The 11327-nt window shown below is 38.5% G+C and carries 12 protein-coding genes; 3 read left to right on the plus strand and 9 right to left on the minus strand.

The features are described 5' to 3' along the window. Positions 1-79: 79 nt before the first annotated feature. The 7 genes from rplI to B3C94_RS22180 form a co-directional block, all read right to left on the minus strand. Positions 80-523 (minus strand): 50S ribosomal protein L9, encoded by a 444-nt coding sequence (rplI, locus tag B3C94_RS22150; RefSeq protein ID WP_293907886.1) that lies wholly within the window; start codon positions 521-523, stop codon positions 80-82. 15 nt (positions 524-538) lie between these two features. Beyond that, a complete protein-coding gene (gene rpsR, locus B3C94_RS22155; protein WP_028071347.1) occupies positions 539-802 on the minus strand; it encodes a 30S ribosomal protein S18 in 264 nt (87 codons plus the stop codon). Next, complete coding sequence (gene rpsF / locus B3C94_RS22160) at positions 802-1170, minus strand: 30S ribosomal protein S6 (protein ID WP_293907888.1); 369 nt, start codon at positions 1168-1170, stop codon at positions 802-804. The genes rpsR and rpsF overlap by 1 nt, the downstream gene beginning before the upstream one ends. Before the next feature lie 147 nt (positions 1171-1317). Further along, positions 1318-2196 carry a 4-hydroxy-tetrahydrodipicolinate synthase gene (dapA, locus tag B3C94_RS22165; protein WP_293907890.1) on the minus strand — a complete coding sequence of 293 codons (879 nt, stop codon included), beginning with the start codon at positions 2194-2196 and terminating at the stop codon, positions 1318-1320. Positions 2197-2232: 36 nt separating this feature from the next. Then, the gene (ligA, locus tag B3C94_RS22170) at positions 2233-4257 is read right to left on the minus strand and encodes an NAD-dependent DNA ligase LigA (RefSeq protein WP_293907892.1); all 2025 of its coding nucleotides are present in this window, start codon (positions 4255-4257) and stop codon (positions 2233-2235) included. A gap of 119 nt (positions 4258-4376) precedes the next feature. After that, positions 4377-5408 (minus strand): glycosyltransferase family 2 protein, encoded by a 1032-nt coding sequence (locus B3C94_RS22175; RefSeq protein WP_293907894.1) that lies wholly within the window; start codon positions 5406-5408, stop codon positions 4377-4379. Continuing rightward, positions 5405-6271 (minus strand): lysophospholipid acyltransferase family protein, encoded by an 867-nt coding sequence (locus B3C94_RS22180; protein WP_293907896.1) that lies wholly within the window; start codon positions 6269-6271, stop codon positions 5405-5407. The genes B3C94_RS22175 and B3C94_RS22180 overlap by 4 nt, the downstream gene beginning before the upstream one ends. A gap of 87 nt (positions 6272-6358) precedes the next feature. On the opposite strand from B3C94_RS22180, the gene B3C94_RS22185 reads away from it, so the two are divergent. Together B3C94_RS22185 and B3C94_RS22190 are read left to right on the plus strand one after the other, a co-directional pair. Continuing rightward, entirely contained in the window at positions 6359-6970 is a 612-nt protein-coding gene (locus tag B3C94_RS22185) for a WbqC family protein (RefSeq protein WP_293907898.1), read from the plus strand. A 62-nt stretch (positions 6971-7032) separates the two neighbouring features. Further along, on the plus strand, positions 7033-7719 hold the full coding sequence (locus B3C94_RS22190) for a hypothetical protein (protein ID WP_293907900.1): 687 nt from the start codon (positions 7033-7035) through the stop codon (positions 7717-7719). 1 nt (position 7720) lies between these two features. Here the strand turns inward: B3C94_RS22190 and B3C94_RS22195 are convergent, their stop codons facing one another. Together B3C94_RS22195 and B3C94_RS22200 are read right to left on the minus strand one after the other, a co-directional pair. Further along, complete coding sequence (locus B3C94_RS22195; RefSeq protein WP_293907902.1) at positions 7721-8725, minus strand: YihY/virulence factor BrkB family protein; 1005 nt, start codon at positions 8723-8725, stop codon at positions 7721-7723. A 35-nt stretch (positions 8726-8760) separates the two neighbouring features. Continuing rightward, positions 8761-10527 (minus strand): AMP-dependent synthetase/ligase, encoded by a 1767-nt coding sequence (locus tag B3C94_RS22200; RefSeq protein ID WP_293907904.1) that lies wholly within the window; start codon positions 10525-10527, stop codon positions 8761-8763. Positions 10528-10797: 270 nt separating this feature from the next. Here B3C94_RS22200 and B3C94_RS22205 point away from each other — a divergent pair, with 270 nt between their 5' ends. Beyond that, positions 10798-11298 carry a hypothetical protein gene (locus B3C94_RS22205; protein ID WP_293907906.1) on the plus strand — a complete coding sequence of 167 codons (501 nt, stop codon included), beginning with the start codon at positions 10798-10800 and terminating at the stop codon, positions 11296-11298. Positions 11299-11327: the final 29 nt, after the last annotated feature.

An 11327-nucleotide genomic window follows, 5' to 3' on the forward strand; every position in this document is an offset into this window, starting at 1 on the left:
GGTAAGGTAAGGTAAGGTAAAAACAAAAGCGGCTATCCGATTGGATAGCCGCTCTATATTGTTTACTAAATAAATTGAATTACTCAGCAACTACTTCGAAAGGAACTTGAACTTTCACTTCTTTGTGTAAGTTTAAGTTTGCGATGTATTCACCTACTTCTTTAGGCTCTACTTCGAAAGTGATACGACGACGATCTACATCAAAACCTTTTGCTTTCAACGCATCAGCAATTTGGATGCTGTTTACTTTACCAAAGATTTTACCAGATTCACCTGCTTTAGCACCGATAGAAAGTTTAATAGCTTCCAATTTACCAGCTAATTCAGTTGCGTCTTTTTTGATTTTATCTTGTTTGAACTGAGCTTGTTTGATGTTCTCAGCTAAAACTTTTTTTGCAGATACAGTCGCTTGAATAGCAAATCCTTGTGGGATTAAGTAGTTACGACCGAAACCTGGTTTTACATTAACGATATCATTTTGCTCACCTAAGCCTTTGATATCTTGTTTTAAAATTACTTCCATTTTCTATCGTCCTCCTTATTTAATTGCATCAGCTAAGTAAGGTAACAAACCGATGTGACGAGCACGTTTAACAGCTTGAGCTACTTTACGTTGAAATTTCAAAGATGTACCAGTTAAACGACGAGGTAAGATTTTACCTTGATCATTTACGAATTTCATCAAGAAGTTAGCATCTTTATAATCGATATATTTGATACCATTCTTTTTGAAACGACAGTATTTTTTACGGTTGTCCTCTACTTTAGGAGCAGTTACGTATTGGATATTTTCGTTAGCCATTAGTTTGCGCCCTCCTCAGTTTTAGTTTCAGCTTTTTTGTTGAATGCACCGCTACGTTTTTTCTCGTTGTATGCTTTAGCATGTTTGTCTAAGCTTACAGTCAAGAAACGCATAATGCGCTCATCACGTTTGTATTCAACCTCTAATTTATTGATTAATTCACCTGGAGCCTTGAATTCAGTTAAGTGATAAAATCCAGTAGTTTTTTTCTGGATTGGATACGCTAATTTTTTCAAACCCCAATTGTCTTCAGCGACAATCTCGGCTCCGCCTTCTGTTAAGATGCTTTTAAATTTTGCGATTACTTCTTTCGCAGCATCATCAGAAAGCAACGGGGTAAGAACGATTACAGATTCGTACTGTTGCATTTTGTTAATTAATTTTGTTATTTAAAAATCCACATTTGTGGAAGTGCAAAGGTAGGTATTATATTGTTATGTTGCAATGCCTTGAAGCAAAAAAGTTTAGATCTGTTTGAGGGATCTAAACTTTTCTCAGCCGAATTCGGCAATATCTTAGTTCAATTTCTTTAATTCTTCTTTGATAGCTCCTTGTACGTTCTCGCCAACAGGTACCAAAGGAAGACGTAGGATGTCTTTTCCAATACCTAATTCCTGAAGGATGTATTTTACTCCTGCTGGATTTCCTTCAATAAAACATAAGTCTGTGATCTTGAGCAAATCATTGTGTATTGGTCTGGCTTCGCTATACTTACCCTCGGTACATAATCTCGCCAGTGTAGCAACCTTTTTTGGTAAAGCGTTTCCGATCACTGAAATGATGCCTGAAGCACCGAGAGACATCATTGGCAATGTAACCGGATCATCCCCTGAGATCAATAGAAAACCAGCTGGTTTATCCCGTAGAATTTCACTGAACTGAGCAAAATTTCCAGAGGCTTCTTTGATTGCTACGATATTGGAAAAGTCGTTAGCCAATCGCAATGTTGTCTGTGCTGTTATATTGCTTCCTGTACGTCCTGGTACATTGTATAAGATAATCGGCAGCGGAGAGGCTGTTGCGACAGCTTTATAATGTTGGTAAATTCCTTCTTGTGTTGGTTTATTGTAGTAGGGAGATACCGATAGAATAGCACAGAAACCTGTAGGATCAAATTGTTTGATCTGTTCAACAATTTCAGCAGTATTGTTTCCACCGATACCTGCAACTAAAGGAAGTCTACCGTTCACGCGCTTGACGGTAAAATCCCAGATGCGCTTTCGTTCATCATTGGTTAAAGTGGCAACTTCTCCAGTTGTACCTAAAGAAACCAAATAGTCCATACCTTCGTTGATCTGTAAGTCAATTAGCTGACCCAATGCTTCGAAATCAACAGATTCATCTGAGTTAAAAGGAGTGACTAATGCTACTCCTGCGCCGTGAAGCTCGTTCATCTTGTTTTTGTATTTATATAAATTTAATTAAAAAACTTAATTGTGATCAATGAGTTGAAATAGTTCTGTGTCATTAATCATGGGGATACCTAATTTTTCTGCTTTAGCTAATTTAGAAGGCCCCATTTTATCTCCTGCCACGAGATAACTTAATTTGGCGGAAATCGCTGATAACATCTTCCCACCGTTACTCTCAATCAGAGCTGCTAATTCTTCACGCGAATGATTTGGAAATACGCCGGATATCAAGAAAGTCTTTCCTTCCAGCGAGTTGCTCGCTAGAATAATTTCCTTTTCCTCAATTTCAAAATTTAAACCGTAATTTCTTAACGCTGCAATCTGTTGTTGGTGAATTGGATTGTCCAAGTATTCTTTGACACTCTCCGCAATGCGACGTCCAATGTCCTGCACCCCTTCGATTTCCTCAACGGAGGCTTGTGCCAAGGCATCAATATTTTTAAAATGCTGTGCCAATTTTTTCGCAATGGTTTCACCTACGTGACGGATTCCGAGCGAGAATAGTACTTTTTCAAATGGTTTTTCCTTTGACTTTTCGATGCCATTAAGCATGTTATCTATGGATTTCTGACCGAAGCGTTCAAGCTGCTGTAGATCCGCCTGATGGTCTTTTAGGCCATAGATATCAACGATATTATGCAATAAGCCTTTTTTAAAGAAGCTGTCCACTGTTTCATCGCCCATTCCTTCGATGTCCATCATCTTACGTCCAATGAAATGCTGCATTTTACCGACGATTTGCGGAGGACATCCAGTTTCATTAGGACAATAATGTACGGCTTCGCCTTCTTGTCGTACAAGTGCTGTACCACATTCTGGGCAGGATGTAGGGTATGAAAAAGCAATAGCATCTGACAGTCTTTTGTCGAGATTTACACCTATAATTTTAGGGATAATCTCTCCGCCTTTTTCTACATAAACTGTATCACTTTCGTGCAGGTCCAATCGAGCTATTTCATTTGCATTATGCAATGATGCCCGTTTGACGGTCGTGCCGGCCAGTTGGACAGGCTGAAGGTTAGCGACTGGTGTGACAGCGCCTGTACGTCCAACTTGATAGCTAATCGTATTAAGTATGGTTTCTACACGCTCGGCTTTGAATTTATAAGATATTGCCCAACGGGGATTTTTGGCGGTAAAGCCAAGTTCTTCTTGTTGTGCATAATCATTTACTTTAATGACGATCCCATCGATTTCATAACCTAAATTATGACGTTCCACATCCCAATAATCGATAAATGCGAAAACGTCTGTCAACGTGCTGCATTTTCTGCTATGTTCGCTCACGTGGAATCCCCATTCTTTGACGTGGCTTAAACTATTCCAATGGTCGTGAAACAGGTTGGTTCTGTTATCGCAGTACAGAAAGTAAAGGAAACAGTCCAATGGTCGTTTCGCTACTTCAGCCGAATCTTGGAGCTTGATCGTTCCAGAAGCAAAATTTCTTGGGTTTGCATAAGTTTGCTCTTCATTATCCTCGCGTTCCTTATTCAGGCGGAGAAAAGCAGATTTATGCATAAATATTTCACCCCGTATTTCGAATTGATCGGGATAATCTCCTTCTTTGAGTTTAATTGGAATAGAGCGGATGGTTTTAATGTTGTTGGTCACTACATCGCCTTGGGTACCATCGCCCCGGGTGACCGCTTTACTCAGCCGGCCATTTTCATAGGTCAGGCTGATTGATAAACCGTCAAATTTCAATTCACAAACATACTCAAACTGATCGCCGATGATTTTGCGGATTCGCTGATCGAAGTCAAATAATTCCTCCTGACTGTATGTATTGCCTAATGATAGCATTGGCCAGCGGTGTTTTTCCGTCTGAAATCGGGAGGTTATATCTCCACCGACACGCTGTGTAGGGGAATTGGGGTCGGCAAAGTCGGGATATTGAGCTTCCAGCGCTTCGAGTTCCTTTAATTTAAGGTCGAAGTCGTAGTCCGAAATAACACTATTTGCCAATACATAGTATTGATAGTTATAATGGTTAAGCTCTGCCGTTAAGTCTTTTATCTTTTTTTCAATATCCATCACCAACATTTTGCAAAATTACAAATAAAAAGTACGTTTAAATAAAATAAATAAATAATCTTGTCATAATGACTGCTTTATTTTTAAAATGCGTTTTTCTGCATTTTGTCTTCTAGCGAAATAAGCTATTATTTAAAATCCTTTGAATTTAGCTGAGAAAATTTATGTTTGTTATTCGTGTAGAAATCAATAATTATCGATTTGGTGTAATGCCCTTGTTTATTTTCTTTCGCCTTGTATTTTTTTCGTTTTTTAGCGTTTTTGAAGATATTCAAGAAGAAATACTGATGTGCTCGGCTGATTGCCCAAGCATCTTTGGGTTTTCTGTCGATGAGAAATTTAGCAAGGGCAGCAAAGTCAAACCAAAGTCTCATAAAAATAATCCATACCGCTTTGCCCAGTGGCAGGTTTTTTTGCAGCATGACCATATTATTCCTAAAATTAAGATATGTTTTTTTTGGGTTGCTGGCATTAAGTGTTCCACCTCCAACATGATAAACGATCGACCTAGGGCAGTAACCAATACCGTAGCCCATCCTTTTCAATCGCCAACATAGGTCAATTTCTTCCATGTGGGCAAAGAAATCTTCGTCAAGACCATTGGCCTCTTTCCAAGCTTCCGAGCGGATAAAAAGTGCGGCTCCGGATGCCCAAAAGATCTCGGATTCTGCATCGTATTGTCCTATATCATCTTCTACTTCATGTAGAATTCTACCTTTGCAGAAGGGAAAACCGAAGTAATCGAGATAACCGCCTGCGGCTCCCGCGTGTTCAAACTTTTGTTTGTTATGGAAGGAACGTATTTTGGGTTGTGCGGCCGCCAACGACGGATTTCTTTCTAGGTATTCAATGACCGGTTCAATCCAATTTTGGCTCACTTCGACATCCGAATTGAGCAGTACATAGTAATCCGCATCTACGCGTTGCAGTATTTTGTTATAGCCCCCTGCGAAGCCATAGTTTTTGTCATTCTCCAGTACAGTAATCGTTGGATAGTATTGTTTGACAAATGAAATTGAATCATCATCGGAGGCATTGTCTCCAATGACAAATTCGACATTCGGATACGAACTATTATATACGGATGGCAAAAATTTTTCCAGGAAAAATCGACCATTCCAATTTAGGATAACGACAGCTACTTTGGGTAATTTACTCATTTTCTACGTTTTCTTTTCCAGCGATTATGTGACCATAACCAATATTCTGGGTTTTCACGGATAAGCTGTTCAGCAAATTGATTATGTAAATCGGTGATTTCGTGTTCTCCGGCACCTGTTGGATCTTCTATTAAAGTAACGAATTTACAGAAATATTGCCCTCTTTTGGGCTTTCTGCCGATATAGCAATAGACCACAGGCGCTTTACTTATTCTAGAAAGTCTTTCGGCTCCTGTATAGACCAATGTTTCCTGATTTAACCAATTAATAAAATAATCTGAATCCGAATACAGCGGTGTTTGATCGGCAACGAGTATACTGATATTGGGCTGGCCTTTCAACTTTACGATATGACGGAGTATTTGTTTCATTGGTACCATTTCGGCGCCAAACCTTCCTCGCATATCATTGTATACTGTATCAATATCTTTATTATTGAGTGGTTTGTATACAATCAAAGTAGGGAAATTTGTAATTAAGCTTAAGCGATGAATGCCAAGTTCCCAGTTGGCATAATGTGAAGTTACTCCAATAACGTTTTTACCCGCATCGAGGTGCCTTGTCAATTCCTCTTCATTTTCAAGAGTCATTTTTTTCTTCACTTCCTCAGCTGTAATCGTTTTCAGTTTGATTGATTCGATAAGTAGGTCCGGAAAAAAACGGTAAAACTTTTTGGCAATAACCAAACGTTCTTTATCCGTTTTTTCTGGAAAAGCATTCTTTAAGTTTTGAAATACAATGTTCTTTCTATATCCAATAATATAGTAGAGTATGTAATAAAGCCCATCGGAAATCAAATATAGAAACCAATAGGGGAGAAGAGAGATAATATAGATTAATGCGTTTAACGCTTTTTGTTTCATGCTATAGCTAAAATTCCCAGTGTTCTTTACAAATATCCTTAATTTAAGTTATTTTTGCGTCACTTATAACAAAAATCATCAGTTTTTATGGAATCGCAGTTATTACTTCCGGCATGTTATCTTCCACCAATATCTTATTTTCATACGGTACAAGAGCATAATCTCCCATTAGTTATCGAGAAATATGAACATTTTCAAAAGCAAAGTTATCGTACGCGGGCACGCATTGCTTCTGCAAATGGTGTGCAGGATTTGATCGTGCCCATTCAGCATGGCAATAAAGATCGTGTTCCTATGAAAGATATCCGGATAAGTTATGAGTTTGATTGGCAGCGTCTACATTGGTTAAGTATTCAGACAGCTTATCGGAGTTCGGCTTATTTTGAATACTATGAAGATGATTTTAAACGGTTTTACGAGGAGAAGTTTAACTACCTTGTGGATTTTAATGTAGCCCAGTTGGAACTTATCCTGAGGTCGGTCAAACTTAAACGATCGATAGCCTTTACAGAAGAGTATATTACGGCTGGGGACGATCGCATTGATTATCGGCAGATCATACATCCTAAAAAAGAAAGTATATTGAGTCATCCTAAAGAATATTTTCAAGTATTTTCTGATAAAAATGGATTTTACCCAGATTTAAGCATTATCGATTTATTGTTCAATCAAGGGCCTCAATCCAAAAGTTATCTGTAGCCTTGGATTTTCTGAACAAAATGCGTTTAATATTGTTGTTATTCAGTATTGAACGCATTTAAATGAAACAATTTCTACTAACTTTCATCTTACTGTTTACTTTTTGGACTTGTGCGATTGCTCAGGGCGGTGCTGACACCATTCATTACCGTAAAGTTTACTATTGGGGTACGACGGGAATGGGATTTCCGATCGGTAAGACTAAAGCGATCCTCTCGCCAAAGTTTTCCGGTAGTATCGGTTTGGATATCTCCCTCAAAAATCCAATGTTTTTTGTGTCTCCCACACTTTATACCCTTTCATTCAAATACAAGCAGCGATTGGCCGACCCCAATTATGCCTATCGTATAGAGGATGCAAATACCAGCTTCTATACCTTTGCATTTTCCGGGGGTATTAGAAAGCAGATGCGGCGATTAAATGTCTATGGTTTTGCTGGCCCGGGTGTGGGACTGGCAAGCGAACCACGGGCAAATGTGATGGCGGACCAAAAGCTGATTAAGATGGAGAATAAAAATCACCTGAATTTCTCAAGCAAAATAGGAGCTGGTGCAGATTATAAGTTTAACGGTTTCTTCTTAGGTATTGAGCTTGGATACCTCCATAACTTTAGGAAGATACAGGATACTCCTGTGAATATTTTTACAGTTATGGTCGGGTTAAAGTCTGATATTACGCAAATTGGCGACAAAGTCATCGATGTCATTGGCATCGATGGATCTATCAGCGGTAAAAAAGAAAAAAAGTAAATTATTGTTTTAAGACCTGAATGGTGTCGCCAACATGCGCTTCAGCATCACTACCAGTTTTTTTAACTTTTTCCGTTTGTTCAACTGCTACCGCAAATGTCGATGGTATGATGCCTGCACCAAATTTGATTGCATAAAACTTGGTAAATTCGGCACCAAAGTACAAAATGGCAGCCGAATAATAGATCCATAATAACATCACGATGATAGATCCTGCAGCTCCGTAAAAGCTTGCCGTGGAGGACAGATTCAAATAAATCGAGATGCCGTACCTGCCTAACATGAAAAGTAAACCTGTAAAAATGGCACCACCAAGCATGTCTCTAAATTTTACTTTGGCGTCCGGAAGGAAGGAAAAGATAAAGCCGAATAAAATGACAATAACCGAAAATGTGATACCCGTATTGACCCATGAAATGAGGGCAATCGGAATAAAAGGGAAATAAGTCATGACTAGATTGGTTACTGCAACGATAAGCCCGTTGATCATCAGTGAGGCGATTAATAAAAAGCCAAGGGCAATCACGATGGAAAAAGAAATCAGTCTGTTGATGATTAATTTAAGCCACCCTTTTTTTGGTTTCGGTTTTACTTTCCAGATATTGTTTATCGAATCCTGTATATCAACAAATAAGGTCGTGGAGGACAGAATCAATGTTACGATACCTATCGTGATCCCCATATTAGATTTATTCTCAAAAGTGATTTTTTGAAGATATGACTGAATCTGTGTCGTCACATCCTGACCAAAGAGAACCATGACTTCCTCGAGTACCTGATCCTGCGCTGAAGATCCACTTTGAAGATGTTCACCATAAAAGAAGCCTATACACCAAATAACGATCATGAGAAGCGGGCCGATCGAAAAGACTGTATAGTAAGCTAATGAAGCACTTTTCTTCATACATTTATCATCGTTGAATCCATTAAATGCATCGACGAGGACATGCCAAATATTTTTCCAGTATCCGAGCGTAAATAAATCTCGTAGTGTTACGTGCTTCATAATAAGATTGTCACCTCCAATAATCGTGCAAATTGTTACTCTTGGTTTTGTTCCTGGTACAATTTGTCGATTGCAGCTTCGTTCTCTTTTAAAATAATTTTTCGTTTTAAACTCAGTTTTGGCGTTAATTGACCGTCATTGATTGTCCATTCCTTTGGAAGAAGAATAAATTTCTTGACAATTTCCCAATGGCCAAAGTTAGTGGATAATCGGTCAATTTCCTCTTGGTATTTTTGGATTACTTCCGGATTTTTGATCATTTCCTCGTTGGAAACTGTGGCAATACCTTTTTGGCTCGCCCATTTGGACAGGACATCAAATGCAGGTATGATTAAAGCACCCGGGAATTTTCTGTTTTCGCCAAAAACCATGACTTGTCCGATCAGGGTAGATTCCATTAGTTTATTTTCAATGGATTGCGGAGCGATATATTTACCACCTGCAGTCTTGAACATTTCCTTCTTCCGATCGGTTATTTTTAGGAAGCCATCCGATGTTATTTCTCCAATGTCGCCTGTCTTGAAGAATCCATTATCGTCAAAAGCTTCTTTGGTTGCTTCTTCATTTTTATAATATCCTGTGGTGATACTAGGACCTTTTACTAAGATCTCACCATCTGAAGCAATTTTAACTTCTAAATTTTTGAGTGGTTTACCTACGGTTCCAAATTTCAATCCATTGGGTAGGTAGGAGTTTACCGCAATGACGGGGGAGGTTTCAGTTAAACCATAACCTTCGAGCACTTTAAGGCCAGCAGCCCAGAATACACGCGCTAAACGTTCTTGAAGTGCAGCACCACCTGATACGATAATTTTAATATTTCCGCCAAGTGCTTCTTGCCACTTAGAAAATATGAGTTTTCTAGCGATTGCAAGTTTGATATTGTAAAAAGGGCCATTATGTTCTGGTTCTTGAAATTTTAATCCTAGATCAACAGCCCAGAAGAAAATTTTCTTTTTAATCCCCGTTAAGGCTTTCCCTTTTTCAATGATCTTGTCGTATACTTTTTCCAGTACACGCGGTACTGTGGTGAAGACATCCGGTTTGACATCGTTGATGTCGGCAACAACATTGTCTATGGTTTCTGAAAAATAAATCTGGATTCCTTTAGAATAGTACATATATACCACCATGCGTTCAAAAATATGGCATAGCGGAAGAAAGCTTAGTGCCGTTTTAAAATCCGACCGGATCAGGTGGTTGCAGGCCAAGACGTTACTGTAAACGTTTTTATGCGATAAATAGACTCCCTTTGGGCGTCCCGTTGTCCCCGAGGTGTAGATTAAAGTTAACAGGTCATCTTCACTAACTGCATCACGAAGCGAACCGAGGTTGGTTGAATCATCTTTAGCGGTTTCGATGAATGTTTTTAACTGTGTATAATTTTCAATCGCATCAAATGTATACAATTGTGGGTGAATGCCATGTTCCTTGATCGCTTGCTCAATACGCTCTGTTAATTCTTTGTTGCTAACAAATAAAACGTTGACGTCTGAATCGTTTACAATAAAGGAGAGATCCTGTGCTGATAAAGTTGGATAGAGGGGCACTGTTGCGAGGCCTATTTGATTGCAGGCAAAATCGACCAAATTCCATTCGGGTCTGTTGCCAGACATAATTCCCACCCGGTCGCCTTTTTTAAGGCCTAGCTTTAACAACGCCCTGCTTAAGGAGTCAATAGCATCTGTATACTCTTTGGTAGAATAAGTTTTCCATTGGCCATTTCCATCTCGACCCGCTACCATGATGTCCTTTGCGTATTTTTCTTTATATAAGGTTATAAAGTCAAAAATTCTGCCCATATCGCTTGAGTTTATTTGGTTATTACTACATGCTGTATTGTCTTAAATATAAAAAAAATATCATAAATAAAGTTGGATAATTCCGCATTAATGTCATAACAAATTAAACATTGTGTCGTTATAGCTGTAAACAATATTTTCTCTGCCAAAAAGGTTCTTTGAAAGGGAAAGTGTAGACAAATTGTATGGTATGAAGTGCAATTATATTGCATATAAAAAGCAATTTATCTATGTTTGGAAAAATGTAAAGCAAAAAAGCGTACGATTTTTATGAAAAAAATATTTTTGGCTGTCGGTGGAATACTGATGTTTGGTGCATTATCCAATAAGGCGCAGGCTCAATTGGATAATAGAGGTGCTATTGGTGGACGATTTGGGTCTGCTCAGGGAATTACTTATCGTCATACGCTTAACTCGAATCATGCTTTAGAAGGTATTATGAGTATTCAAAGCAATTCTGACTTTCGTCGTTTTCGTGTTGTAGGATTGTATGAAATTTATAAGCCATTGACTGCCGGATTTAATTGGTATTATGGTTTTGGTGGCAGTATAGGTTCTTATAAGGAGAAAGATAAAATTATTGATGGCCAGCGTCATTCTTTTGATTCGCAGCTTAATCTGAGTATTGACGGTATCGTCGGTATTGAATATAATATTCCGCAGGCACCGTTTCAAATCTCATTGGATGTAAAACCCTATTTTGATTTTTTAAACGAATCCAGTATCAAATTATTTGATCCGATCGGTTTTTCAGTAAGGTATAAATTCTAAAAAAGAATATCATAAATAAGCATAGCGGG

It is taken from the genome of Sphingobacterium sp. UBA5670 (assembly GCF_002420705.1).
Classification (GTDB): domain Bacteria; phylum Bacteroidota; class Bacteroidia; order Sphingobacteriales; family Sphingobacteriaceae; genus Sphingobacterium.